The organism is Brachybacterium sp. 107 (assembly GCF_052379725.1).
Taxonomy (GTDB): domain Bacteria; phylum Actinomycetota; class Actinomycetes; order Actinomycetales; family Dermabacteraceae; genus Brachybacterium.
The window spans coordinates 373,056-398,772 of record NZ_JBQSYW010000001.1; the positions used below are offsets into that span (position 1 = coordinate 373,056).

General features: G+C 70.2%; 23 protein-coding genes, 1 tRNA gene and 1 pseudogene. 10 read left to right on the plus strand and 15 right to left on the minus strand.

Annotation, left to right across the window (positions count from 1 at the left end):
- Positions 1 to 5: 5 nt before the first annotated feature.
- Entirely contained in the window at positions 6 to 977 is a 972-nt protein-coding gene (locus ACT3UL_RS01655) for an MsnO8 family LLM class oxidoreductase (RefSeq protein WP_444576385.1), read from the minus strand.
- Between the two features lie 105 nt (positions 978 to 1,082).
- On the opposite strand from ACT3UL_RS01655, the gene ACT3UL_RS01660 reads away from it, so the two are divergent.
- Entirely contained in the window at positions 1,083 to 2,090 is a 1,008-nt protein-coding gene (locus ACT3UL_RS01660; RefSeq protein ID WP_444576386.1) for an LLM class flavin-dependent oxidoreductase, read from the plus strand.
- A gap of 74 nt (positions 2,091 to 2,164) precedes the next feature.
- On the opposite strand, the gene ACT3UL_RS01665 is transcribed toward ACT3UL_RS01660, so the two are convergent.
- Entirely contained in the window at positions 2,165 to 2,983 is an 819-nt protein-coding gene (locus ACT3UL_RS01665) for an endonuclease/exonuclease/phosphatase family protein (RefSeq protein ID WP_444576387.1), read from the minus strand.
- A gap of 122 nt (positions 2,984 to 3,105) precedes the next feature.
- On the opposite strand from ACT3UL_RS01665, the gene ACT3UL_RS01670 reads away from it, so the two are divergent.
- The 4 genes from ACT3UL_RS01670 to ACT3UL_RS01685 are packed head-to-tail and all read left to right on the plus strand — an operon-like array spanning position 3,106 to position 7,247.
- Complete coding sequence (locus ACT3UL_RS01670) at positions 3,106 to 3,945, plus strand: SAM hydrolase/SAM-dependent halogenase family protein (protein ID WP_444576388.1); 840 nt, start codon at positions 3,106 to 3,108, stop codon at positions 3,943 to 3,945.
- 52 nt (positions 3,946 to 3,997) lie between these two features.
- Positions 3,998 to 4,531 (plus strand): ECF-type riboflavin transporter substrate-binding protein, encoded by a 534-nt coding sequence (locus tag ACT3UL_RS01675; protein ID WP_444576389.1) that lies wholly within the window; start codon positions 3,998 to 4,000, stop codon positions 4,529 to 4,531.
- Entirely contained in the window at positions 4,528 to 6,420 is a 1,893-nt protein-coding gene (locus tag ACT3UL_RS01680) for an ABC transporter ATP-binding protein (RefSeq protein WP_444576390.1), read from the plus strand. Before ACT3UL_RS01675 ends, ACT3UL_RS01680 begins: the two co-directional genes overlap by 4 nt.
- Complete coding sequence (locus tag ACT3UL_RS01685) at positions 6,417 to 7,247, plus strand: energy-coupling factor transporter transmembrane component T family protein (RefSeq protein WP_444576391.1); 831 nt, start codon at positions 6,417 to 6,419, stop codon at positions 7,245 to 7,247. The genes ACT3UL_RS01680 and ACT3UL_RS01685 overlap by 4 nt, the downstream gene beginning before the upstream one ends.
- Positions 7,248 to 7,402: 155 nt before the next feature.
- Here ACT3UL_RS01685 and ACT3UL_RS01690 read toward each other — a convergent pair whose 3' ends face one another.
- The 4 genes and pseudogenes from ACT3UL_RS01690 to ACT3UL_RS01705 form a co-directional block, all read right to left on the minus strand.
- Positions 7,403 to 8,731 carry a TRAP transporter large permease gene (locus tag ACT3UL_RS01690; RefSeq protein ID WP_444576392.1) on the minus strand — a complete coding sequence of 443 codons (1,329 nt, stop codon included), beginning with the start codon at positions 8,729 to 8,731 and terminating at the stop codon, positions 7,403 to 7,405.
- A 2-nt stretch (positions 8,732 to 8,733) separates the two neighbouring features.
- Entirely contained in the window at positions 8,734 to 9,381 is a 648-nt protein-coding gene (locus tag ACT3UL_RS01695; protein ID WP_444576393.1) for a TRAP transporter small permease, read from the minus strand.
- Positions 9,381 to 10,319 (minus strand): TRAP transporter substrate-binding protein, encoded by a 939-nt coding sequence (locus ACT3UL_RS01700; RefSeq protein WP_444576394.1) that lies wholly within the window; start codon positions 10,317 to 10,319, stop codon positions 9,381 to 9,383. The genes ACT3UL_RS01695 and ACT3UL_RS01700 overlap by 1 nt, the downstream gene beginning before the upstream one ends.
- A 411-nt stretch (positions 10,320 to 10,730) precedes the next feature.
- Positions 10,731 to 10,946 (minus strand): annotated as a pseudogene (locus ACT3UL_RS01705) (NAD(P)-dependent oxidoreductase); the annotation flags it as partial.
- Between the two features lie 127 nt (positions 10,947 to 11,073).
- On the opposite strand from ACT3UL_RS01705, the gene ACT3UL_RS01710 reads away from it, so the two are divergent.
- Complete coding sequence (locus tag ACT3UL_RS01710) at positions 11,074 to 11,589, plus strand: DUF1990 family protein (protein ID WP_444576395.1); 516 nt, start codon at positions 11,074 to 11,076, stop codon at positions 11,587 to 11,589.
- A gap of 186 nt (positions 11,590 to 11,775) precedes the next feature.
- Here the strand turns inward: ACT3UL_RS01710 and groL are convergent, their stop codons facing one another.
- The 3 genes from groL to ACT3UL_RS01725 form a co-directional block, all read right to left on the minus strand.
- Positions 11,776 to 13,413 (minus strand): chaperonin GroEL, encoded by a 1,638-nt coding sequence (gene groL, locus ACT3UL_RS01715; RefSeq protein WP_444576396.1) that lies wholly within the window; start codon positions 13,411 to 13,413, stop codon positions 11,776 to 11,778.
- 404 nt (positions 13,414 to 13,817) lie between these two features.
- Positions 13,818 to 14,408 carry a LytR C-terminal domain-containing protein gene (locus ACT3UL_RS01720; RefSeq protein ID WP_444576397.1) on the minus strand — a complete coding sequence of 197 codons (591 nt, stop codon included), beginning with the start codon at positions 14,406 to 14,408 and terminating at the stop codon, positions 13,818 to 13,820.
- 83 nt (positions 14,409 to 14,491) lie between these two features.
- Positions 14,492 to 14,920, minus strand: coding sequence for a DUF3263 domain-containing protein (locus tag ACT3UL_RS01725; protein ID WP_444576398.1), 429 nt, complete (start codon positions 14,918 to 14,920; stop codon positions 14,492 to 14,494).
- 77 nt (positions 14,921 to 14,997) lie between these two features.
- Between ACT3UL_RS01725 and ACT3UL_RS01730 the strand changes: the two genes are divergently transcribed.
- Both ACT3UL_RS01730 and ACT3UL_RS01735 read left to right on the plus strand, forming a co-directional pair.
- Positions 14,998 to 15,675, plus strand: coding sequence for a uracil-DNA glycosylase (locus tag ACT3UL_RS01730; RefSeq protein ID WP_444576399.1), 678 nt, complete (start codon positions 14,998 to 15,000; stop codon positions 15,673 to 15,675).
- Positions 15,672 to 16,343 carry a hypothetical protein gene (locus ACT3UL_RS01735; RefSeq protein WP_444576400.1) on the plus strand — a complete coding sequence of 224 codons (672 nt, stop codon included), beginning with the start codon at positions 15,672 to 15,674 and terminating at the stop codon, positions 16,341 to 16,343. The genes ACT3UL_RS01730 and ACT3UL_RS01735 overlap by 4 nt, the downstream gene beginning before the upstream one ends.
- A 4-nt stretch (positions 16,344 to 16,347) precedes the next feature.
- Here ACT3UL_RS01735 and ACT3UL_RS01740 read toward each other — a convergent pair whose 3' ends face one another.
- Positions 16,348 to 16,965, minus strand: a complete 618-nt coding sequence (locus tag ACT3UL_RS01740; protein WP_444576401.1) for a hypothetical protein — start codon at positions 16,963 to 16,965, stop codon at positions 16,348 to 16,350.
- Positions 16,966 to 17,021: 56 nt separating this feature from the next.
- A complete protein-coding gene (locus ACT3UL_RS01745; protein ID WP_444576402.1) occupies positions 17,022 to 17,654 on the minus strand; it encodes a hypothetical protein in 633 nt (210 codons plus the stop codon).
- 244 nt (positions 17,655 to 17,898) lie between these two features.
- On the opposite strand from ACT3UL_RS01745, the gene treS reads away from it, so the two are divergent.
- Complete coding sequence (gene treS, locus ACT3UL_RS01750) at positions 17,899 to 19,698, plus strand: maltose alpha-D-glucosyltransferase (RefSeq protein ID WP_444576403.1); 1,800 nt, start codon at positions 17,899 to 17,901, stop codon at positions 19,696 to 19,698.
- Between the two features lie 51 nt (positions 19,699 to 19,749).
- Here the strand turns inward: treS and ACT3UL_RS01755 are convergent, their stop codons facing one another.
- Complete coding sequence (locus tag ACT3UL_RS01755) at positions 19,750 to 20,166, minus strand: hypothetical protein (protein WP_444576404.1); 417 nt, start codon at positions 20,164 to 20,166, stop codon at positions 19,750 to 19,752.
- A gap of 451 nt (positions 20,167 to 20,617) precedes the next feature.
- Between ACT3UL_RS01755 and ACT3UL_RS01760 the strand changes: the two genes are divergently transcribed.
- Entirely contained in the window at positions 20,618 to 22,072 is a 1,455-nt protein-coding gene (locus ACT3UL_RS01760) for a variant leucine-rich repeat-containing protein (RefSeq protein WP_444576405.1), read from the plus strand.
- Positions 22,073 to 22,210: 138 nt separating this feature from the next.
- Here ACT3UL_RS01760 and ACT3UL_RS01765 read toward each other — a convergent pair.
- From ACT3UL_RS01765 to ACT3UL_RS01775, 3 genes are all read right to left on the minus strand, one after another.
- A tRNA-Thr gene (locus ACT3UL_RS01765) sits at positions 22,211 to 22,282 on the minus strand.
- 73 nt (positions 22,283 to 22,355) lie between these two features.
- On the minus strand, positions 22,356 to 23,189 hold the full coding sequence (locus tag ACT3UL_RS01770) for a DsbA family protein (protein ID WP_444576406.1): 834 nt from the start codon (positions 23,187 to 23,189) through the stop codon (positions 22,356 to 22,358).
- A gap of 195 nt (positions 23,190 to 23,384) precedes the next feature.
- Entirely contained in the window at positions 23,385 to 25,586 is a 2,202-nt protein-coding gene (locus ACT3UL_RS01775; RefSeq protein ID WP_444576407.1) for a protein kinase domain-containing protein, read from the minus strand.
- Positions 25,587 to 25,717 lie beyond the last annotated feature (131 nt).

Here is a 25,717-nt window from a genome sequence, read left to right on the forward strand (position 1 = left end):
GATACTCAGCCCCTCAGGACACGTGCCAGCGCCTGGTCCGAGGCGCTCAGCGCCTCCCGGTCGTAGGTCGACCCGGTCGCGAGGACCTCGTGCGCGCCGGTGCGCTCGAGGATCTGCTCGATCCGTCGGCGCACCGTGCCCGCCGAGCCGGCGACCGTGGTGGCGAGCCCCTGCTCCACGCGCCGCGACTCCGAGGCGCTCCAGCTCGTGGCGCGGATCCGTGCGACCGGCTCGAGGGCCTCGAACAGGCCCGTGGAGCGGGAACGGGCCATCGCCCAGATCTCGGGCAGCGCCAGCTCCAGGGCCTCGTCGTCGGTGTCGGCGATCAGGGCGTCGAGGGAGACCACGATCTCCGGGGCGCTGCCGCGGTGGGCGCGGAACGCGCGGCGGTAGGAGGCGAGGCGTTCCGGCAGCTCCGGGGAGTCCAGGATCGGTCCGCCGATCACCACGGGAAGTCCGAGGTCCGCGGCGGTGTCCATCCCGGTGCCCGTCGCGAGCACGAACAGGGGCACATCGCCGACGTCGTCGGGCCGGGCGGTGAGCGGCGCTTCGCCCTCGAGGTGGTCACGTACCTCGGTGATCTCCTGCGCGAAGGAGTCGGGGCCCGCCTCGAGCCGGCCCAGGGCCTGGCGGACGGGCTCGGTGAACCCCAGCGACCTGCCCACGCCGAGGTCGATGCGCCCCGGGTACAGCGCGGCCAGCATGCGGAACTGCTCGGCGACCACGAGCGGGCGGTGGTTGGGGAGCATCACGCCCCCGGAGCCGAGCCGGATCCGGGAGGCGCGGGCACCGATCGCCGCGAGGAGCACGGCCGGGGACCCGCTCGCGATCCCGGGGACCGCGTGGTGCTCGGCCACCCAGAACCGTTCGTACCCGGCGCTCTCCGCCGCGATCGCGCGTTCGACCGAGTGCCCCAGCGCGGCCGCCTCCGGCTGGCCGTGGCGCGTGCGGGAGCGGTCGAGCAGCGAGAGCCTCATGCCGTGATCAACGTGGAGCACCGGCAGGATCTTCCCGATTCCGCGGTCGAGAACGTCTCATCCGCTCCCCCGCCATGTCCGATGCACCACGGCTAGGCTCGAGCCATGAACGCTCCCCATGTGCCGCTGTCGCTGCTCGATCTCGTCCCCATCTCGGAGGGCATGTCCACCCGGGAGGGCATCGAGGCCTCCATGGCCGGGGCGCAGGCCGCCGACCGCCTGGGCTACGCGCGCTACTGGTTCGCCGAGCACCACAACACCAACTCCCTCGCCTCGAGCGCCACCTCGCTGCTGATCGACCGTGCCGCGTCGTTGACGCAGCGGATCCGCGTGGGATCCGGCGGCATCATGCTGCCCAACCACTCCCCGCTCGCGGTCATCGAGCAGTTCGGCACCCTGGTGCAGTTCCACGGGGATCGCATCGACCTGGGGCTGGGCCGCGCGCCGGGCACCGATCAGCTCACCGCGCAGCTGCTGGCCCGCACCTCCGCGGAGCCGCAGGCGTTCATCGCCGCCGTCGAGCAGATGCGGGACTGGTCCCGCGAGGAGGCGACCTCCGGCGGTCTGCCGATCTCGGCGGATGTCGCCCGCGGCACCGAGGTGCCCATGTGGATCCTCGGCTCCACCGCCAACGGCGCGCGCCTGGCGGCCCAGCTCGGCATGCCCTTCTCCGTCGCGTCCCACTTCGCGCCGTTCCAGTACCTCAAGGCGCTGGAGACCTACCGGGAGAACTTCAACCCGCGCGCCGAGGCCGCCCAGATCGAGGCACCGCACACCATGGTCGGGGTGAACCTCGTCGTCGCCGAGACCGACGAGGAGGCGCAGCGGCAGTTCACCACGCTGCAGCAGATGTTCCTCGGTGTGGTCACCGGTCAGCGTCAGAAGATCCAGCCGCCGCGTCCGATCGACGAGGTCGCCGCGCCACACCTCGTCCAGCAGGTCGACCAGACCCTCTCGATCCGCGCCGTCGGCTCGCCGGCGACCGTGGTCCGTCAGCTCGAGGAGATCGTCGCGACCACGCAGGCCGACGAGCTCATCCTCACCGCCTACTCCTTCGACCCCGCCGATCGGCTGAAGGGCCTCGAACTCCTCGCCGAGGCCTGGGGGCTCTGACCTCAGGCTCTGCTCCACAGAGCGTGCCCGGCACCCTCTCAGGAAGCTGCCGGGCACGCGGCTCACGGAACGGCTCAGGCGACAGCAGGGCGCACCACTGCGGCGACCGCGGCGTGGTCGCTCGGGGCACGGCCCTCGAGCAGATGCCGGTGCGTGGTGGTCCACTCCACGTCCATCCCGCGGGTGAGGATCCAGTCGATCCGGGTCTCCCCCACCACCGGCTCCCCGTAGTCGGGGAAGGTGCCGATGTCCTCGCCCTCGAAGGTGTCCGCGACATCGTGCGCGTCCGCGAAACCCGCGCCCTGCAGCACGCTCCACGGCGCGCTGCTGCCACCGGCGGCGTTGAAGTCGCCCATCAGCACGGCCGGCGCCCCGTCAGCCGCCTCCTGCAGGCGCCGGGCCACCAGCTCGGCCCCCTGCTCGCGGGCGCGCTCCCCGGCATGGTCGAGATGGGTCACGGCGAGCACCAGCTCCTGGCCGGTCCCCCGGTCCCGGACCCGAGCCCAGACGGCGATGCGGGGGCAGTGGCCGTCCCAGCCCACGGAACCGATCAGCGCGGGCTGCTCGGAGAGCCAGAACTGGTCCCAGTCCAGCAGTTCGAGACGGTCCCGCCGCAGGTAGAGCAGGTTGTGCTCGCCGCGCCCGCCGCCCTCACGACCGATGCCGAGGCGCTGATGGGTTCCTGCCAGTGCCTCGTCGAGCACCGGGATCTGGGAGGCGAGGACCTCCTGGACGCCCACGACGTCGGCGTCGGCGGCGGTCAGCAGATCCGTGAGCACCGGAGCCCGATCACCCCAGTGGTCCGGCTCCCCCTGCAGCGTCCCACTCCCGTGATAGCGGATGTTCTGGGTGAGGATCGTCAGGGCGGGCGGCTGGACATCAGGGAGGATCATCCCTCCATCCTCGGTGATCCGAGGCTCATCCGTCAGGCCGATCACGAACCCGATACCTGCCAGATGGCGGCGTATGACGCGGTCGCGGGCCGTCGGGCACGACCTCGTCGCATACTTGCCCCATGCGAGCTCTAGTCCTGCAATCCGATTTCGGCCTCGACGACGGCGCGGTCAGCGCGATGTACGGCGTCGCCGTGGGCGTCGATTCCGCTCTGCGGATCCACGACGTCACCCACAACATCCCTCCGTACGACATCTGGGAGGGCTCCTACCGGCTCGCCCAGGTGCTCACGTACTGGCCCGAGGGCACCGTGTTCGTCTCCGTCGTCGACCCGGGCGTGGGCTCGGACCGACTCTCCGTCGTGGCCCGCACCGGGACCGGCCACTACATCGTGACCCCGGACAACGGCACCCTGACCCATCTCGAGAACATCTTCGGCGTGACCGAGCTGCGGGAGATCGACGAGACGAAGAACCGTCGGCCTGGGTCCGAGGAGTCCTACACGTTCCACGGTCGCGACATCTACGCCTTCACCGGGGCCCGCCTCGCCGCCGGGGCGACGAGCTTCGAGGACGTCGGCCCCGTCGTCGAGCTCGAGCAGATGGTGCGCCTGCCCGTCACCGAGCCCGAGCTGCGCGAGGGCGGCGTGGTCGGCATCATCGACACGCTCGACGTGCGCTACGGATCCCTGTGGACGTCGATCCCCCGCACCCTTTTCCGCGAACTCGACGTCGCTCCCGGCGACCGGGTGACGGTGCGGGTCCACCACCACGACACGGTCGTGCACGCCACCCAGGTCACCTATGCCCGCAGCTTCGCGGCCGTCGAGGTCGGCGAGTCGCTGCTGTACGTGAACTCCCTGGACCGGATGGCGATCGCCATCAACCGCGGTCACTACGCCCGCGCCTTCTCCCTCGGCACCGGCGCCTCCTGGCACGTCACCCTCGTGCCGGTGCGCTGACGCCCCTGCCCCTCCACCCCAAGGACACCTCAGGATCCGTTCCCACTCCCCCGTGACCCAGGTGGTCGCGATCGGCATCGGCGCCGCACTGTTCTTCGTGCTCGGACGCTTCGCCGCGATCCCGACGCCGATCCCCAACACCTCGATCAATATCCAATACGCGATCCTGGCTGTGTTCGCTGTGCTCTACGGGCCCCTCGTGGGAGCGCTGGCAGGTTTCATCGGCCATCTCCTCATCGACGTCACCGGCTACGGGATCTGGATCAGCTGGGAGCTCGCCTCGGGCGTCTTCGGCCTGGTCGTGGGCGTCCTGATGCTCAAGCACGCGATCGCCGACGGCGAGTTCGGGAAGCCCCCGGCGATCCGGTTGAACCTCTCGATCCTCCTCGCCAACGCGGTGGCCTGGTTGCTCATCGCTCCGCTCGGCGACGTGCTGATCTACTCCGAGCCGGCGAACAAGGTGTGGGCGCAGGGAGCGCTCGCCTTCGTCGCGAACTCGGTGACGGCCTGCGTCCTGGCCACGATCATCGTGTCGGTCTACGCCCGCACCCGCACCCGGAGCGGATCGCTGAGCCGCGACCAGTGACGGCACCGCACGCCCCGGGCCCACCTGGAGAAGGCCCGCTGGAGAAGGCCCCGCTGCTCGAGCTGCGCGGCTACACCTTCCAGTACCGCGCCCAGGCCGAGCCGACCCTGCACGACATCGACCTCACGGTGCGTCGCGGCGAGAAGATCGCGATCGTCGGCGCTTCGGGGTCGGGCAAGTCCACTCTGCTCCACGCCCTAAACGGGCTGATCCCGCACCACCACCGCGGCACCGCGAGCGGCACCGTGAGCGTGGGCGGCACGGACCCTGCCGAGGTGCCCATCGTGCGGACGGCCTCCGTGGTCGGCACCGTGCTGCAGGACAGCAACAGTCAGTTCGTGGGCCTCACCGTCGCCGAGGACATCGCCTTCAGCCTCGAGAACCAGCAGGTCCCCCGCGCGGAGATGCCCGCACGGATCGCTCGCGCCGCCGAGCTCGCCGGGATCGGGGACCGCCTGGAGGACGCCCCGCAGGCGCTCTCCGGCGGGCAGAAGCAGCGCGTGGCCATCGCCGGGGTGCTCGTGGACGACGTCGAGGTGCTGCTGCTGGACGAGCCGCTGGCGAACCTCGACCCCGCCTCCGGTCGTGCTGCCGTGGAACTGCTGGACGACCTGCATCGGGACCACGGCCGCACCATCGTGATCGTCGAGCACCGCCTCGAGGACGTCCTGCACCGGGACGTGGACCGAATCGTGCTGATGGCCGACGGCCGCATCGTCGCCGATGCCGCCCCCGACGAGGTCCTCACCTCGGGCCTGCTCGAGGAGCACGGCATCCGCCCGCCCCTGCATCTCACCGCTCTGCGCTATGCCGGGACGCCGGCCACCGCCGCGCAGCATCCCGCGCGCAGCAGCGACATCGCCCTGACGGACGAGCAGGTCGCCGCGGTGCGCGACTGGGTCGGCGACGAACCGGCCGACGGCGCACGGTCCGGCAGTTCGCGGTCCGATGTCGTGCCGGCCGACGGCGTGCGGTCCGACGTCCCGCCGTCCGACGGCCTGCGATCCGAGAGGGGCCGGACCGAGCAGCCCGGGACCGCCCTGGACCTGCGGGACGTGCGCTGCGAGATTCCCGTCGGCCCTGAGCGCGCCACCCTGGCGCTCGACGGGATCACCGCGCGCGTGCAGCGTGGGGAGATGCTCGGCGTGCTCGGCTCCAACGGCGCCGGCAAGTCGACCCTCGCCCGCGTGATCTGCGGCTTCGAGCGCCTCAGCGGCGGGGAGCTGCGGATCGGCGCCGTCGACGCCCGCGGCTGGAGCCTCGCCGAGCGCGGCGAGCACATCGGCTTCGTGCTGCAGGAGCCCGGCCAGATGCTCTCGCGGCCGCTGGTCACCGAGGAGATCGCCCTGGGCCTGCGGGCCCGCGGCATGGCGGAGGAGGAGATCGCCCGACGCACCACGACGGTGCTCGAGGCCTGCGGGCTCGCCCCGTTCCGCTCCTGGCCGGTCTCGGCACTCAGCCACGGCCAGAAGAAGCGCGTGACCATCGCCAGCGTGCTCGCCCTCGAACCCGAGATGCTGATCCTCGACGAGCCCACCGCTGGGCAGGACTTCGCGCACTACACCGAATTCATGGACTTCCTGCGCACGCTCCACGACTCCGGCACCACGGTCCTGCTCATCACCCACGACATGCACCTCGCGCTCGAGTACGCCGACAGGGTGCTCGTGCTCTCGCAAGGGCATCTGCTGGCCGACGCCGACCCGGCCGTCGTGCTCACCGATCCGGCGCTCAGCGGCCGCGCCGACCTCGTGACCACGGGGCTGTACGACCTCGCCCGTCGCTGCGGGATCGAGGACCCCCACCGCCTCGTGCACCGCTTCGTCGCGGTGGACCGGGCCGCGAGGGCAGCGCCGACGGAGCGGGCCTCACAGGAGGACGCCGGATGAGCAGTCCGCTGCTGGGATACGTCGACCGCACCGGCCCCCTCCATGCCCTCTCCGGGGTCTCGAAGCTCGCCCTCGCTCTCGGAGTCGTGCTCGGAGCGATGATCGGGTTCGACGTGCGCTATCTCGCCGCGGTCGCGGCCGGTTCCGTCGTGCTGTGGGCGGTCTCCGGGGTGCGACTGCGGGACCTCTCCGTGGTGCTCTGGCTGATCACGATCTTCATGGCCCTCAACAACATCGGGATCTTCCTGTTCGCCCCGGGCTACGGCACAGAGCTGTTCGGCACCCGGCACGTCCTGCTGGACGGGCCCTGGCACTGGGACGTGACCACCGAGCAGCTGTTCTACCAGCTCGCCGTCACGCTCAAGTACCTCGCGGTGCTGCCGGCCGTGCTGCTGTTCGTGGCAACCACCCGGCCGCCGGAGTTCGCCTCCTCGCTCGCCCGGCTCGGGGTGCCCTACCGGTTCTCCTACGCCATCTCCCTCGCCCTGCGCTACATCCCCGACGTGCAGCGGGAGTTCCGCACGATCTCCCAGGCCCAGCAGGCGCGCGGACTCGACACCTCCCGCGGAGCCGGCCTCCGCACCCGGCTGCGGAATCTCAGCGCGGTGCTGATGCCGCTGCTGCTGGGCACCTTCGACCGCATCGAGTCAGTCTCCGCCGCGATGGAGCTGCGGGGATTCGGGCGGGGGAAGGGCCGCACGTGGCTGGTCAGCACCCCCGTGCGCGGGTGGGACGTGCTGGTCATGCTCCTCGCCGTGGTGCTCGTGGCGGTGCCGATCGTGCTCGTGATGGTCAACGGCGGGCGGTACTGGAATCCGTTCGTGTGACGCGGCCTGACGCGGAGAGGGCCACGGCGTGATCGCCGTGGCCCACTCCGTCCCGTGGTCGACTCGGTCCTGTGGTCGACCCCGTCCTGTGGTCGACCCCGTCCTGTGGTCGACCCCGTCATGCTGCCGATCTCCCGCTCAGCGGGCGGCCTGTGTCATTCGCTGGACATGCCCAGCAGGTTCGGGATGAACATCGAGATCTGCGGGACGAAGACGATCAGCAGCAGGCCGGTCACGAGCGGCACGTAGAACGGCAGCAGACGCCTGATCACCGGCTCGACCTTCATCCGACCCACCCGGGCCCCGACGAACAGGATCACTCCGACCGGCGGGGTGATCGTGCCCAGGCACAGGTTGAAGGTGATCATGAGGCCGAAGTGGATCGGATCCACGCCCAGCTCCAGCGCGACCGGGAGGAAGATCGGGGTGAAGATCAGGATCGCCGGCGTCGGATCCATGAACATGCCCACGACCAGCAGCGCCAGCATCATCAGCAGCAGCACGATGATCGGGGAGCTCGAGACCCCCAGCAGCGCCGTGGCGATGAACTGCGGGATGGTCGCGTAGGCGAGCACCCAGCCGAGCACCCCGGAGACCGCGATCAGCAGCAGCACCACGGCAGTGGTGCGCGTGGCCGAGAGGATCACCGCGGGCAGCTTCTTCACGGTCAGCTCGCGGTAGATGAAGCCCAGCACCAGCGAGTAGACCACCGCGATCACCGCGGACTCCGTCGCCGTGAAGAACCCTGCCACCAGACCGCCGATGACGACCACCATCATGAAGATGGCGGGCACGGCGGCGAGCAGAGTGCGCAGTGCGGTCGCGAGGGTGAGCTCGCCGCGCGCGGCGCCGTCGTCGGACCCGACCAGCGCGGGGTTGCGCTTGGCGGCCAGCCAGACCATGACGACGCAGGCGAGCATCCACACCAGGCCCGGGCCGTAGCCGGCGGCGAACAGCGTCGCCACCGAGGTCGATGACACGAGCGAGTACACGATCAGCGTGTTCGACGGCGCGATCAGCATGCCCGACGGGGCGGAGGCGACGTTCACCGCTGCGGAGAAGGCCGGGTCGTAGCCCTCCTTGCGCTGCCGAGGTCCGAGGATGCCGCCCACCGCCGCGGCCGAGGCCACGGCCGCACCGGAGACGGACCCGAACAGGGCGTTGGCGACCACGTTGGTCTGGGCGAGGGAGCCGGGCATCCGGCCCACCAGCACCTTCGCCGCGTCGATCAGTCTGGCGGCGACGCCGCCGGTGTTCATGAGCTGCCCTGCCAGCACGAAGAACGGGATCGCGAGCAGGGAGAACGAGTTCGCGCCGGTGAACATCTGCTGGGCGGAGACGAACACTGCGGGCTCGAAGCCGATGACGGCGATGAGCGCCACCACGGAGGGCAGCCCGATCGCGATGGCGATGGGGGCGCCGATGGCGATGAGGACGAGGATGCCGATGATCAGGATGATCCCGGCGAGCATGGCGGGATCCATGATCAGTGCTCCTTCTCGGTGTCGGTGCGAGAACCGGGACGTGCGGTGGTATCGGTCCCGCCGCCCTGGTCGAGGTGAAGGTCGTGGCCCGGATCGACGTCCCGGTCCTCGACGACCGCGGCAGCGGCTGCGGCGCCGGAGCTCTCGGCCGCCTCGTCGTCGGTCTCCTCGAGCGGGGCGAGCTCATCGCCGCGCAGTGCGAGAACGAGGTCCTCGAGAGCCAGGAAGGCGATCATCGTTCCGGTGACGGGCAGGGCGAGATACATCAGCCCCACGGTGAAGGGAAAACCAGGGATCACCTGGTCCCAGGACATCGACATCCCGCGGATGCCTCCCCACACCATGACCAGCACGGCGAAGGCGAGCGTGCATCCCTGCACGAGGACGATGAGCACGTGACGGGCGACGCCCGGGGCGCGCAGCGCCAGGAAGTCGACGGCGATGTGGCCGCGCTCCCCGAAGACCAGCGTGGCGGCGAAGAGGCTCAGCCACACGAACATGTACTGCGCGGTGACGGTGGTCCAGGGGCTCGGTGCGCCGAGGACCTGGCGGGTGAACACCTGCCAGACCACGACCAGCACGAGCACCGAGAACAGCACGATGCACAGCACCTTGAGGACGTTGAGCAGTCCTTCACGGATCAACAGCATCAGGCACCTTCCTTCTCGCTCACGGCGCGGATCGCGTCGTACAGGGCGATGTCCGCGGGATCCTCGAGGATCGACAGCCCGGTCTCCTCGATGATCGGCAGGAACACGTCAGGATCGGGCTCGGTGATCACGACACCGCGGTCGAGCATCTCCTGGGTGGCGTCGGCGGTCTGCTGCTTCCAGATCTCGACGAACTCGCTCTGGGTGACGGCCCAGGCCTCGCGCAGGGCGTCGGCGTCCGCCTCGTCCATCCCCTCGAGGAGGTCCGTGTTCGCGAGCATGAAGTCGTAGCCGACGAGGTGGTTGGTCATCGTGAAGTGCTTGGCGACCTCGTAATGGCGCTGGGTGACGTAGGAGATCTCGTTGTTCTCCGCACCGTCGAGCACGCCGGCCTGCAGGCCGGTGTACACCTCGCTGTAGGCCATCGGGGTGGGCACCCCGCCCATGTTGGTGATCAGGCGCAGGAAGATCTCGGACTCCTGGACGCGGATCTTCATCCCGGCGAGGTCCTCGGGGGTCTCGATGGGACCCTTCGTGGTGTAGAGGTGCCGACCTCCCTGCGTGTATCCGCCGAGCACGGAGAGCCGCTTGTGCGGCTCGAGCGAGGCGAACAGCTCGCCGACGATCGACTCGTCGAGCATGACGCGGTTCTGGTGGTCGATGTCGTCGAACACTCCCGCCACGTTCATCGGGAGGAAGCGGGGCGAGGAGTTCTCGATCTGGGTGCCGGAGATGACGGCCATGTCGATCGCGCCGTCGGAGACCAGCTGGACCGTCTCCTGCTGATCGCCCAGCGAGTTGTTGGCGTAGACGCGGGCGCCGTAGCGGCCGTCGGTGGCCTGGGCGATGCGCTCGCCGAAGGAGATCAGCGAGTCATAGCTGGGGTGCGATTCCGCTTGTCCGAGCGAGATGGACAGGACCCGGTCCACGTCGGTCACGGCGCCTTCCTGGGTGGCGCAGCCGCCCAAGAGGGCGGCGCCCGCGCCAGCGACGGGAAGGGCCCTGAGGAATCCTCGTCGGCCCACCCCCCTCGTCGCACCGTGGCCGGCGACGGAGCGGTCGGCTCCTCGACGGCGGGGCAAAGGTGTTCGCACTGCATTCCTCCTCGAATGGGACGCTCCTGGTCCGGCGTCACGCGGTGGAGCGGTACCGCGTGCGCGATCTGCCTCGGCGGCGGAGCCGGGCTCGCGTCGTCCCCCGCAGATCCCGGGGGCCGAGACCAGGCGCGATACAGGGGATTCGGGCCCTGGGAGGCCCGTCGTCCTGGGCTGCCCCGCCCGAGGGCGGCAGCGCCCGGTCGCATCGCGTGGTCGACCTCGACCAGGTTGTCAGTGCTCGGGAAATCGGTCTCATCGCTTGCCGAGAGTTGCCAGGTGCGATCGTGCACGAGGCATCCCACGTCGCTGACCAGGCAGACGGCTGCCACCGCCGGGTCGCCGGTGTCGACGACCTCGCGCCTCCTCGCCCCAGCCGGTGTTGACGAGGATCGCCTCGCGCTTCATCAGCGCGAGCTGGTCGGCGCTGGTGAGGTGGTGCGTCCGCAGCCTGAGCAGCGTGTGCAGAGAGGACGCGTCCGCGGCGAACGCCTTGTCGCATCGGCCGTGTCCGTGCCCTGCCGCATGGGACCCACGCCGCCCTCAGCACGCAGGATCCTTCTCGGCACCGCGCGGACCGACCGCTACGCTCCTGGACATGAACCTCCCCGAGGACCTCACCTGCCCGGACCCCGGGATCACCGCGGCGGGCCAGATCGCATGGTCACCCCATCCGACCTGGGGCAGTGCCTTCACCGCGTCGAAGGTCATCGGTACCGGACAGAGCTGCTGGGATCGAGCCTCCCGCGACGTCCTTCAATGGGCCGTGAAGACCCGCAGCGGTTTCGCTCTCGCGCCGTCCACAGCGGCCCCCTTTCCGGGGCAGACGCTGACCATCATCGCGTCGCTGGGGCCGTTGCGCGTCCGTGAACCGGCGGTCGTCCTCGACGTGATCGGCGAGCAGAACCGAGTGGCGCTCTCCTACGCCACCCGTCGGGGCCACCCGGTGCGCGGGGAGGAGGCGTTCATCGTCCATCGCGATGAGCGAGGCACCGTCACGTTGACGCTGCGTTCAGTCACCGCGGCCGCCCCCGGATGGCGAGGTCTCCTGTTTCCCGCAGCGCTCGTCCTGCAGCGCCGGTACCGACGGCTCTACCTGCGCTCATTGCGCTGACCCAGACCTGGCCCCGACCCCGGCTCTGTCCGCGCCCTGACGACGCCGGTTCCCGGGAGTTCCCTGGGGCAGCACTGGGGCAGGCCCCGGGAAGCACCTGGGGACAGCAACGGGCCCCGACCCTCCGGAGAGGATCGGGGCCCGTGACGCTCAGGCGAGCGGAGGGTGATCAGCCGTGAGGCTGGATCACATCATGCCGCCCATTCCGCCCATGCCGCCCATGTCGTCGCCGCCGCCGACCGGGGCCTTGGGCTCCGGCTTGTCGGCCACGACGGCCTCGGTGGTCAGGAACAGGCCCGCGATGGACGCCGCGTTCTGCAGCGCGGAGCGGGTGACCTTGACGGGGTCGATGATGCCGGCGGCGAGCAGGTTCTCGTACTCGCCGGTGGCAGCGTTCAGGCCCTCGCCGACGGGAAGGTGGATGACCTTCTCCGCCACGACGCCACCCTCGAGACCGGCGTTGACCGCGATCTGCTTGAGCGGAGCCTGGATGGCGACCTTGACGATGTTCGCACCGGTCGCCTCGTCGCCGACGAGCGAGAGCTTGTCGAAGGTGTCCTTGCCGGCCTGCAGCAGCGCGACGCCGCCACCGGCGACGACGCCCTCGTCCACAGCGGCCTTGGCGTTGCGCACGGCATCCTCGATGCGGTGCTTGCGCTCCTTGAGCTCGACCTCGGTCGCCGCGCCGGCCTTGATGACGGCCACGCCGCCGGCCAGCTTCGCGAGACGCTCCTGGAGCTTCTCACGGTCGTAGTCCGAGTCCGAGTTCTCGATCTCGGCACGGATCTGGGACACACGACCGGCGATGCGCTCGGCGTCGCCGGTGCCCTCGACGATGGTGGTCTCGTCCTTGGTGACGACGATCTTGCGCGCCTGGCCGAGCTGCTCGAGACCAGCGGTCTCCAGCTTGAGGCCGACCTCCTCGGCGATGACCTGGCCACCGGTGAGGATGGCCATGTCCTCCAGCATCGCCTTGCGGCGGTCGCCGAAGCCCGGGGCCTTGACGGCCACGGACTTGAAGGAGCCCTTGAGCTTGTTGACGACGAGGACCGCGAGGGCCTCGCCCTCGATGTCCTCGGCGATGATCGCGAGGGGCTTGCCGGCCTGGATGACCTTCTCCAGCAGCGGCAGCAGGTCCTTGACCGAGGAGACCTTGGAGGACAGCAGGAGGATGTAGGGGTCCTCCAGCACAGTCTCCTGGCGCTCGGCGTCGGTCACGAAGTAGGGCGAGATGTAGCCCTTGTCGAACCGCATGCCCTCGGTCAGCTCCAGCTCGAGGCCCATGGTGTTGGACTCCTCGACCGTGATGACGCCTTCCTTGCCGACCTTGTCCAGCGCCTCGGCGATGAGCTCGCCGATGGCCGGGTCAGCAGCGGAGATGCCCGCGGTGTGAGCGATCTGGTCCTTCGTCTCGATCTCCTTGGCCTGCTTGAGCAGGGTCTCGGAGACCGCGGCGACGGCCTGGTCGATGCCGCGCTTGAGCGCGATCGGGTTGGCGCCGGCTGCGACGTTGCGCAGGCCTTCCTTGACGAGGGCCTGGGCGAGGACGGTGGCGGTGGTGGTGCCGTCGCCAGCGATGTCGTCCGTCTTCTTGGCGACCTCCTTGACGAGCTCGGCACCGATGCGCTCGTAGGGATCGTCGAGTTCGATCTCCTTGGCGATCGACACGCCGTCGTTGGTGATGGTGGGCGCGCCCCAGGACTTCTCGAGCACGACGTTGCGGCCCTTGGGACCGAGGGTGACCTTGACGGCGTCGGCGAGCTGGTTCATTCCGCGCTCGAGACCGCGCCGGGCCTCTTCGTCATAAGAGATGAGCTTGGCCATTATGGAATCTCTCCCGTGTGGTGTGGTGTCCACCCGACCCTGTGCCCGCGACGGACGAGACCCCGCACCGTGTTCATGTCCCACGGCGCAGAGCCCCTCACGGGGCCGGAATGTTCGTGGCCGGTCAGCAGTGTTCTGCTGTCCGATCAGGCCCACGACTCCCGAGCGCGACGACACCCTGAGGCGTTGTCACTCTCGATCATCGAGTGCCAGAACATCATAAGCACTCGGAGCCGGAGAGTGCTAACTCCAGAGGTCCGGATCCCACCTTTCCGCTCTGGGCCGACGGGCAGCGGCCGACATCGGGACGACGGCGGAGTCACGACGCAGGCGCAGCAGAACGCGCGCCGCCCGTCCCCGTCGGGGAGGGCGGCGCGCGTCAGCTGCTCTGCGTGCGGCGGCGATCAGCCCTCGTCGCCACCGCCATCGCCGTTGCCGGAGTCCGGGTCGGAGACGGCCACGTAGGTGATGCGGGCCTCGTACTCGTCGCTCTGTCGGGCCTCTCCGGCGTCGACCTCGTCCGCGAGGGCCTGGGCCGTCTCCGCGTCCGCCTCGTCGCGGTAGAAGACCACTGCCTCCTGCTGGACGTGATCCGCGGTGCCTACGTTCACCTTCTCCCACTTCGAGTCCTCGAGAGTGGACTGCCACCGGCCGGCCAGGCCGTTGATCCCCCCGGCGTTGACCACCTGGATCGGGATGGACTTGTCCGCCTCGGCGGCGGGCTCCTCCTCGGTGGTCTCCTCAGCAGGTGCATCGCTGGTCTCGCTCGCGGCTGGCGTCGTCGGATCCTGAGCACGCTCGTCACCGTCGCCACCTCGGCCTCCGATGAGGAAGAGCAGCACGATCAGCATCACGAGCGCGGCTCCGATGATGATGATGTAGAGCAGGTTCTGGCGCCAGAACGGCTCCTCGGCGCGATGCGCGCCGTGGAAGGACACGGAGTCGGCCTCGTCATCGAATCGGTCCGGCGGGAAGGGATACTGGGAATCAGCCACGGCCCCATTAAACCTGCTTCATGCGGTGAGGGTGTGGAGCACACGCCCCGTCGGCCGCTCCGTCGGGCGGCGAAGGCCGTTCCTCAGGCGACGCGACCGGAGTCGCGGGTCGGCGCGGAACCGTCCTCGGAGGTGCGTCGGCCGCGCAGCCGGTTGACCACGGACGGCGCCGCCCGGAGGGCCGCCGGATCATCGAGCAGCGAGTTCAGACGCACGTAATAGGCCACTTTGGAGATCCCGATCTCCTCGCGGATCGCACGCTCCTTGGCGCCGATGTACCGGAAGGTGCGGGACTCCAGCGCGAGGATCATCCGGTCGCGCTCGGCCAATCCGCCCTGCGGGCCCGGAAGTGACTGGTCGCTCACCTCGCCCGGCGCGTCACCGCGGCCGGCTCCGAGTTCGGAGCCGCCTGCGGGGCTCTCCCCCGGGCCGGACTCCTCCATCCCGCGTCCCACGTCACGCCCTGATCCGCGCACGGCGCGGTCGCGATCCGGGGCGGTATCTGGCGGCATAGCACGAGGTTACGCGGCAGCGGGCCTCTCCCGAACCCGGCTCGCCGCACCACCCCGGCCGGTGGAAGACTGCTCACATGCCGACGCCGCTCACCGAGACCCTCAGCACCGACTGGGCCCGCGCCCTCTCCCCCGTCGAGGACCGCATCCATGCGCTGGGCGAGTTCCTGCGCGCCGAGGTCGACTCCGGCCGCGGATACCTCCCCGAGGGCGATGCGGTGCTGCGGGCCTTCACCCGGCCGATGTCGGAGGTGCGGGTGCTCATCGTGGGCCAGGATCCCTACCCGACCCCGGGCCATCCCCTCGGGCTCTCCTTCGCCGTGCACCGCGACGTGCGGCCGCTGCCCCGATCCCTCGCGAACATCTATACCGAGCTGGAGAGCGACCTCGGGCTCCCGCGGGCCGTGCACGGCGACCTCACCGCCTGGCAGGACCAGGGCGTGCTGCTGCTGAACCGGGTCCTCACCGTCACCCCGGGGGCTCCTGCCTCGCACCGTCGACAGGGCTGGGAGCAGGTCACCGAGGCCGCCATCCAGGCTCTGGTCGCTCGCGGTGGGCCGCTCGTGGCGGTCCTGTGGGGGCGCGATGCACAGACCCTGATCCCGCTGCTCGGCGAGGTGCCCTACGTCGCGAGCCCGCATCCCAGCCCGTTGTCCGCGTCCCGCGGGTTCTTCGGATCTCGCCCGTTCTCCCAGGTCAACGAGCTGCTCGAGGCGCAGGGCGTTTCCCCGATCACCTGGCAGATCCCCGAGTGACGGCCGGATCCGGGGACACGACGCACATCGCGACGGCATCGGGACAGACCTCGGCCCCGGTGGGTCGACCGCCCACGGGCCGTCGGCCCCTGATCGCGGCATGGGTCTGCGCGGGAGTCCTGTTCCTCGTGCTGGTCCTCGTGATCGGCGGCGGGGTCACCTACCTCGTCGTCCAGCGCACTGCGGCGGATCAGCTGGAGACTGTTCCGCTCGAGCTGGAGGGCATCAGCACGTTCGCCCCGGCGGGATGGACGGCAGGAGAGGACCCCCGGATCCCCACCACGAGGCTGCTCGCCGCCCTGGTGTCCCCGGATTCGCAGCAGAGCGTCACCATCGCCCGCGAGACGGACGATGTCCTCGAGCCCGACGATCTCTGCTCGCTCATGCTCGACCTCGCGGAGGCGAAGGGCCTGGCGACGGTGTCCGCCGAGGTCCTGGACCCCGTCACGGTCGACGGCGTGGACGCGATCCACCAGCGGTGGGTCTCCTTCGCCGACGGGCAGTGGCACCAGGGCGACATGTACTGCATGGCGGAGGGCACGACCTCGCTCCTCGTCCTCGCCGAGAACTCCTCCGATGAGGAGGCCACCCAGAGCCCGGCCGCCGAGATCGTGCTCCAGAACTGGACCTGGCGCCCCGAGGCGGAGGCCACGGACCCTCAGGGGTGAGCGCTCACTCCTGCGAGGTCCACTTCCAGCTGTCGATGACCTTCTGCGCCTCGGAGATTCCGGCGGCTTCGGCCTCCGGGCCGCTCGTGCGACCCAGGACGACGACGATATGGAGATGCCGCGGCAAGCACCAGAGGTCCTTCACGACCGTCTCGCCGGATTCCGGATCCTCGCTGATGCTCTGGTAATGCAGGCTGACGCGGCCATCGACCTCGACCTCGGGCATCTCCTGATAGCGGAGGCGCTCCGCCTGGGACGCGCATTCCTCCTCGATGCCGTTCTCGACCACGTAGTCCATGACGGCCATCTTCGAGTTCTCCGCCGCATCGAGCGTGGTGAGCACGTACTCGAAGGATGAGATGTCCTCCCCCGGAGCCTGGGGCTTCCAGCTCTGCGGGTAGGAGAAGCTGTAGTTGTCGGTCTCGACCTGTGTCATCGGGCTCGGCGCCTCATAGGTCGCGTAGGTCGGGGCCGCGGCCGGCTCCGCCCGGCGGCTCAGCACCAGGTAGCTGACCGTACCGACGGCCAACAGGGTCAGGAGCAGGGCGCTGATCAGGAGGGCGATGATCAGGAGGATCACCGGTCGGCGGCCGCGCGGTCCGGCCGGTGGCTGGTTCGTCATGGGGTCTCCGGACGGTGAAGGGGCCGACGGAAGGGCACGGGAGGATCGCACCGGGCTCAGGTTCCCTCCTCGAACGTCCACTGCCAGCTGTCCAGGACGTCCTTCGTATCCGGCATCGGGACGGGACGGGCATCGTCGCTGAACGTCTGGGCGACGAAGAGGACCACCCCGTCGGGCTTGGTGATGCACCAGGTATCCACCACGCTGGAGGTGAAGTCGCCCTCGAGAGCAGTGGTGACGGCCCGGTGGTGGAGCGCGTCGCGACCGTCGACCTCCCGGGTGCCGATCACCTCGTTCTGCTCGGTGCCCAGGCCTTGCTGGTCCGCGATGACTCCGACCTCGGCGCAGGCGTCCTCCGGCGTGATCGGCCCGGTCCGGTCGAGCACGGTCACGTACTTCGTCTCGTCGGAGCTGCGCAGCTCGAGCACCTGGTCCGGATCGGGCAGCTCGGCGCCGGTCGTGGTCTCCGCCCAGTCGACGGGATGCTCGAAGGTGTAGGTCGCCCCGTGGAAGGTGGTCGTCGCCTCGGCGACGCGCTTCTCCAGCACGAGGTAGGTGATGCCGCCGGCCGTGGTGGCCAGCACCAGGAGCACCGCGGCGGTGAGGCAGCCGATGGCCACGAGCAACGGGGTCCTGAGCGCCCGGGTGCTGCCGGCGCTCGTCGGTGCGTCCGCCTCCTGAGCGCCCATCGTGTCCTCGTTCCCTGCTCCGCTGTGCCGTGTGCTGCTGTGTCGTGCCACGGGGCGGGTTCCGCCGGGCCGCAGATCGACCGCGGTCGACGCGGGAAGTCTACTGTCCGGCCCTCCGTGCGGCCGTCGGCCCTTCGTCGCGCATCATGCCTCCGGGACGGGCCCCACGGCGCCTGCGGAAGCGCACTACTGTGGGGGCACGCCGAGCGACCGGCCCATCGTCACTGCTGCCGCGGAGGATCCGATGCCCCTGAACTCCAGCCAGTTCTCGCCCCAGGGCCCCGGGGTCGACTACGACCCCCACTGGTACCGCAAGGCCGTCTTCTACGAGGTGCTCGTGCGCGCCTTCGCGGACGGCAACGGGGATGGCACCGGTGACTTCACCGGCCTCATCGAGCGCCTCGACTACCTGCAGTGGCTGGGGATCGACTGCCTCTGGCTGCCGCCGTTCATGGCCTCCCCGCTCCGTGACGGCGGCTACGACATCGCCGATTACGAGGCGGTGCTGCCGGAGTTCGGGTCGATCACCGACTTCGAGCGGCTGGTCTCCGAGGCCCATCAGCGCGGCATCCGCGTGATCATCGATCTGCCGATGAACCACACCTCGGACAAGCATCCGTGGTTCCTGGAGTCCCGCTCGGATCCCGAGGGCCCGTACGGCGACTTCTACGTCTGGTCGGACACCGATGAGAAGTACTCCGAGGCCCGGATCATCTTCGTGGACACCGAGGAGTCGAACTGGGCGTTCGACCCGGTGCGCCGCCAGTTCTTCTGGCACCGCTTCTTCTCCCACCAGCCGGATCTGAACTTCGAGAACCCGAAGGTCCGCGAGGCCATGTTCGAGGTGGTGCGGTTCTGGATGGACAAGGGCATCGACGGCTTCCGGGCCGACGCGATCCCTTACCTCTTCGAGGAGGAGGGATCCGACGGGGAGAACCTGCCGGCCACCCACGACTTCCTCGCCGAGCTGCGCACCTTCGTCGACGAGCACTGGCCCGGCCGGGTGATCGTCGCCGAGGCGAACCAGTGGCCCAGCGACGTCGTGGACTACTTCGGGACCGACGACAAGCCCGAGTGCCACATGTGCTTCCACTTCCCGGTGATGCCGCGCCTGTTCTACGCCCTGCGCGAGGGCAGCGCCCGCCAGATCATCGACATCCTCGAGGACACCCCGGAGATCCCCTCGGGAGCCCAGTGGGGCACCTTCCTGCGCAACCACGACGAGCTGACGCTGGAGATGGTCACCGGCGAGGAGCGCTCCGCGATGCTCGGCTGGTATGCGCCGGACTCCCGGATGCGGGCCAACGTCGGCATCCGCCGGCGCCTCGCCCCGCTGCTGGACAACTCCCGCGGCGAGCTCGAGCTGATCCATGCCCTGCTGCTGTCGCTGCCGGGCTCCCCGTTCCTCTACTACGGCGACGAGATCGCGATGGGCGACAACATCTGGCTCACCGACCGCGACGCGATGCGCACCCCGATGCAATGGACCCCGGACCGCAACGCCGGGTTCAGCGAGATCACCGATCCCGGGAAGCTGTACCTGCCGGTGATCCAGTCGCTCGTGTACCACTACGCCACCGCCAACGTGGAGGCGCAGATGGCGCACTCGAGCTCCCTGCTGCACTTCGTGCGCTGGATGCTCGCAGTGCGCAAGGAGCACGAGGCGTTCGGCATGGGCGCCTACCGCAACGTCCCCGCGGATTCCGACCGGGTGCTGGCCTTCACCCGCACCTACGACGGCGCCGAGCACGGCGAGGAGGCGTCCTTCCATGCGGAGACCCTGCTGTGCGTGTTCAACCTGTCCGGCCAGCCGGTCACCGCGAGCCTCGATCTCGGAGGGCTCGCACGACGCACCGTCCGCGACCTGTTCGGAGGCCACGAATTCCCGCCCATCATGGAGGACGGCTCGCTGACCGTGATGCTCGGCGCGCACGGCTACTACTGGCTGAAGGTGCGCGAGCTGCATCCCGACGGGGAGCCGATGACCGTCACCACGACCATGCCGGCGATCTCCGTGGAGGACGCCCGGCCCGCGTCGGACTGAGGCCCGCTGTCCGGCGGAGCCCTCCGTCATCGCTCCGGACGGAGCACCCGGTCAGGCCATGAGACCGCTGATGAGGTTCACGGCGGCGACGACGACGCCGGCGATCATCCCCAGGATCCCGATGGCCCGACGGCCGTCGGCGATGACGGACTCGATCATCTGCGCTGCCTCCTCGGGGCTGCGAGGCTGCGTGTTGCCCACCACGAGGGACCCGCGATCCGCCGCCTCCTCGAGGCGGGGCCGTTCGACCGCCTCCCACTGGTTCGCCCGCTTCCGCGGTCCGATCACGTTGAGGTACCACCCGTGGACGGTCGCGAGCGCGACGCCGATGAGGATCCCCAGGCCGGCCAGCACTCCCGCCGCGGTCGAGGACTGGAGGATCGAGGCGCCGAGCAGCCCTCCCAGGAGGGCCGCGCACAGGGCGATGTACACGATGGCCAGGACTCCCCAGCCGCGCCAGATGATCATGGGGTCCCTTTCGTCGGTGCACGGCCGCTCGGTGTCGTGCCGGTGCCTGCCTGGCGAGTGCCTGTCAGGCGAAGTGCGATGCAGTGCGATGCAGTGCGGTGCACGTCGAACCCGCGAACAGTGCCCCAGCACGCACCCCCGGAACCCGTCGAACCGAGCGGCGGGATCACCGTGCGGGGGCCGACGCAGAGCGCGCGCGAGCATGCTGTGCGTCACGCAGGACCCGGATCATCGAGCCGTCCCGACCCTCACCGGACGATCTGGGCAGGAACGCTGGTCATCCGGCGCACGACCGTTCTGCGTCGGCCGTGCGGGCACGGCGTCGACGCGGTCGAGGTGGACCCTCGCGGTGCGTGGTGTCAGACTCTCGGGGGTTCTCTGCGCGACCATCCGCGCTCGAACCAGTCCTGGGCGCCCCCGTGAGCCCGTGTCGACACAGAGGGAGTGGGATGTGGCAGAGCCACGATCAGCCGCCGAGGAAGCACGCGATCCGAGCACCACGCCGGAGCGCCTTCTCGAGCTCACCGAGAAGCATCCCCAGCTGCAGAAGCTGATCGTGCTGAACCCGTCGTGCCCCGACGTGGCACGGCAGTGGATCCTGGCCACGAACCCCTGGGCCAAGTCGGCCTATGACGAGTCCACGAGCGGAGCGGACGGGTCAGCGCACAGCGAGCTGCCCCAGGCGGAGGACGGGCACGAGCAGCCCGCCCAGCAGGACCAGAACGACGACGAGCAACCCTCCCAGCAGAACGCGCACGCTGAGAACGACGAGCAGAACGAGCCCGACGAAATCTCCGTGTGGGGCGATTTCTCCGAGGACGGGCTCTGGGGTGATGCCGCCCAGAACTCCGACGGCGCATCCCAGAACGCCGACGGCACGAAGAGCGCCGCGGCCAGCGGGCCTGCCGGAACTGCCGGAACCGCGGGCTCGGCAGGATCCCGACCAGTGACCGTGCGTGTGGCGGAGGACCGTGGCGTGGTTCCGCTGGGTCCGGTGAACTCCGCAGCGAGCTCGCCCGCAGCGCCCGCCTCACCTCCTGCTGCTCAGGCTCCGTCTCCGGCCGCGCCGAGCTCGTCCCGACCAGCTCCGTCCGGACCGGCGTCAGCACCTGTTCCCTCGCCGACCACGGCGTCGGCCCCGCCGTCGGCCGGGCCGGATGCCCCGGCACCGGCGCTCGCAGCGTCTGCCGGGCAGGGCCCGTCGCAGCAGCAGTACCCCACGGAGCAGACCCCGACAGCCGCGTACGGTCTGCCGGCGTTCTCCGGCCCGGCCGCAGCGCAGTACGGTGCGGCTGCTCCGCCACCTCCCCCGGAGTCCGAGAAGCCCGACGGCTCCGATCCGTCGCGGCGCCGCCTGTGGTTCGCCTGCGGCGGCTGCCTGCTGCTGACGCTCATCCTGCTGATCGTCGGCGGCTTCGGTGCTCGCGCCCTGCTGGCCGGCAACGACGACGAGTACCAGCGCGACAGCACCACCACCGCCGAGGAGGCGCCCTCGTCCGCTCCCGAGGAGTCGCCGGCCACCACGGAGGACACCCCGTCGAAGGACCCCGTCTCCCCCGCACCCGATGGTGCGCACGAGATGACCGAGCTCCGCTCGCCCTCCGGGAACATCACCTGCCAGCTCGAGAAGGACACCGTGGCCTGCTCGATCGTGGACCGCAGCTTCTCCGGGGCCGGGCTCGAGGACTGCGCCGACGGTCCCTTCTCGATGAAGGTCAGCAAGGGCACGGCTGTCCGCGCATGCGGCTCGTCGTACCTCAGCGATACCGCCGAGACGCTCGAGTACGACGAGAGCGCCACGCACGGCAACACGGCCTGCACGAGCCGTTCCGAGGGCATGACCTGCTGGAACACGAACACCGGCCACGGCTTCTCCGTCAACCGGGCGTCGTACGAGACGTTCTGACCCGCTGACGCCCGGGCGACGGGCGAGCACGACGGATGGCGCGCCCCGGACGACGGACGACGGACGACGGACGACCGACAACGCAAGACAGACGACGAGGACCCCCTCGGATCGATGATCCGAGGGGGTCCTCTCACGAGCTGGAGACGGGAATCGAACCCGCAACCACCTGTTTACAAGACAGGTGCGCTACCGTTGCGCCACTCCAGCGGGCGGGTGCGGCCGATGCCTCGGCCGCACCCGGAAGTCTAGAGGACCCCTGAGGGCCCTGCAGACAGTCCGATCAGCCCTGACCGGCGTCCGAGGCGCCACCGGCGTCGGAGGCCGCGGACTTGCCGCCTGCGGCCAGCACGGCCTCGCGCAGGGCGCCCGGGGTGACCCAGTCCTGGAACTGGGTGCCGTCGATCTCGACGTAGGGCGTGCCTTCTGTCTTGTCCTTCGCGTACGGCTCGGCGACCTTGCGAACCCACGGCTGATAGGTCTTGGCGTCGATCGTGGCCTTGACGTCCTCCGACGCTCCGGCCTCCTTCGCATAGGCCCAGATCTGATCATCGGTGAGACCGGCCGAGTTCTCCGCCGGCTGGTTGGCGAAGAGGAGCTGCATGAAGGCCATCGCCTGGTCAGGGTCCTCCTCGTACACGGCGACCATCGCGGCCGCGGTACGGGTGGAGTAGTCACCGGTGGTCGACGCCGAATCCAGCAGGCGCCGCGGCACGAGGTGGAGGGTGACCTCCTCGTCGTCGACCATCTTCTGGACGTCCTTGCCGTTGATCTCCTCGAACTGGCCGCAGATGGGGCACATGAAGTCCAGGTGCATCTCGAGCACCGGCTTCCCGGAGTCCTCCGGGGCGCCGAACGTGAGGTACGGCTGGTCCTCGCTCATGCTCTGCGGCACCGCGACGGGACCTTCGGGCTGCGCGGAGCGGTAGATGAGGACCCCGAGACCGGTCGCGATGGCCAGCGCCACCACGACGATCACGGCGATCACCACGGTGCGCACGGTGCGCTGGCGGCGCAGCTCGTTCTGGCGCTGCTGGCGGAGGGCCTCCCGCTGCGCCTCGCGACGCTCCTGCGTCGACTTCGACGGCGTGGACTTCGACGAACCGGACGCGGCCATGAATGCTCCTAGCCCCCGATCCGGGGCTGCGGTGGGTAACAGGTCGGTGAGAGTTTAACTGTCGATCCCTGGGTGGGAACGGGATGGATGGGCCACTTCACGATGCCGGGATCCGTCGGCTGGGGCGAGGCGGTTCGTGTCGCACCGGTCTCAGCGGGCACCGCGCACCGTTCTCGGCGGGCAGCGCACGCCGCCTCAGCGACGCCAGATGGCGATGTCCGCCAGGGTGGGAGCATCGGGGAAGGGGAAGTAGTCGACCATCCCCTCGCGGGCGAGCAGGGTGAAGACCACAGCGCCGACCAGCAGCACGAGCAGCACGAGCACGACGGCGGTCCAGACTCTGTCCGGGGCGGCCGAATCGAGCATCCGGTGCGCGCCGTTGCGGGTGGTCCGGCTGCCGATCCCGACCCACGTGATCAGCAGCGTGACCGCCATCGCGGTCGCATACGCGGCCCCGTCCGGCGGCGCGGCCCCCTGGAGCAGCGTCCAGGCGGCGTCGAGGGCGATCCCGACGAGCACCCCGAGGATGAGTGGGAACAGTGCCTGCAGCGCGATCTCGAGCAGACCGAGCAGGAAGCGGAAGGGGCTCGCGAACCCGGCCGCCCAGGTCGGGCCGGAACCCGTCGAGCCTCGCAGACGCTTGCCGGCGACCGCGTTGTGCGACCGCTCCCAGGTTCGTGCGAGCGCACCGAGCAGGAGGAACACAGCCAGCGCCGCATAGGGGGCGACGCCGGCGAGCGTGACGATCAGCAGGTGGCCGATCCACACCAGGAATGGCCGCCGCGGCGGCATCGGGGAGGCCCAGGCACCCAGCGGGCGCTGGCCGCCGTCTGCACCCGGGACACCCTGCCCCGGCACGAACTGCTGGTCCGCGTACTGCTGGGGGTGGGGCTGCTGCGACGCGAGCTGCTGCGGAGTCGGCTGCTGGAGCGCCTGCTGCGGGGGCATCGCCTGCTGCACCGGAGGATGCTGCTGGACCGGCGGGTACTGCTGCACCGGCCCCGCGGAGGGCGGGTAGGGGCTGCGCTGGACCGGGTGCTGCGAGGGTCCGGGGAAACCGGTGCTCTGCTGCTCGGCCGGGGCCGGCGGGATGACGGGAAGCTGCTGCGTCGGGGCGGCGACCACCGGGAGCGCCTCCGTGGGCGCGTCGACCGGCGAGCTCTGCCGTGGCAGCGCCTCCGTGGGGGCGTCCACCGGGGCGTCCTGCGCAGTGGTCACGCGGGGCAGCGCCTGGGTGGGCTGCTCGGTCGGCGTGCCGGTCACCGGGAGCATCTCCGTGGGCGGGTCGTCGGCCGCCGGGCCGGCGCTCATCGCCTCGGTCCGCGCCTCGCCGGCGGCGGCCGCGTCCGCGCCGGCGGCCGACGGCAGCGCGGCAGTGGACCCGAGCGCAGCGGCGGACCCCAGCGGCGCGGTCGACCCGTCGGCCCGCAGGGCCTCCGTCGGCCCGGCGTCCTCGAAGCGCGTGAGATCGAGCTCTGCCAGACGTGCGAGCAGATCCTGCGGCGCAGGTCGCCGCTCCGGATCGGACTGCAGGGCCGAGCGCAGCCAGTCGGCGAGCTCGACGGGGAGCCCGTCGACGTCGAGCTCGCCGCGCTCGGCGCGCAGGAACACCAGATCGGCGCGCCCGCTGCCGAAGGGATCGCGGCCGGTCGCCGCGAAGGACAGCAGCGCCGCCCACGACCACCAGTCCCCCGCCTCGCCGGTGTGGTCGGTGCGGATCACCTCGGGATCCAGATACGCGGCCGTCCCCATCACCAGCCCGGTCGATGTCAGGCGGGACTCCTCGGCGGCGATCGCGATCCCGAAGTCGATGATCACCGGGTCGAGCCGGTCGCCGTCGGGGTCGAAGACCGCGAGATCCTCCTCGGAGCTCCCCCGCAGCATGATGTTGCTGGGTTTGAGGTCGCGGTGGATCACGCCGGAGCGGTGGATGGCTTGCAGGGTGTCCCCCATGACCAGGCCGATCTCCCGCACCGCCTCCGGGTGCAGACCGCCGTTGACCCGCACCGCGTCCTCGAGCGTGGGGCCCGGGACGAACTCGGTGACGACGAAGGCGTCGGAGGATTCGAGCTCCGCATCGAGGATCCGCACGATGTTGTCGTTGCGCACGAGCTTCTGCGCGGTGACCTCGCGGGCCAGGCGCTCGCGCGCTCGGGGGTCGTCGGAGATCTCGTGGCGCAGCAGCTTGATCGCGACGTCGTGGCCGTCCGCGTCATGGGCCCGGTAGACGATCCCCATGCCCCCCGCACCGATCCGACCCAGGATCTCGTAGCCGGAGTCCTCGGCGAGCGCCGTCAGGCGCGGATCCTGCCGCGCGCCGCGCGACGTCTTCGACGATCCCGACGCCCCGGAGAGCCCAGAGGGCCCGGGGGAGCCGGCAGACGGATTCTCGACCATGACTGCCATGCTACGAGGCACCGGACCCCGATCGCGCCGACTTCACCGCTCCCCCACACGGTCCCCACCGCGGATGCGCAGGCCTCAGTGCGGATGCGCAGGCGCAACCCGCGCCGCGTCGACCCGGATCT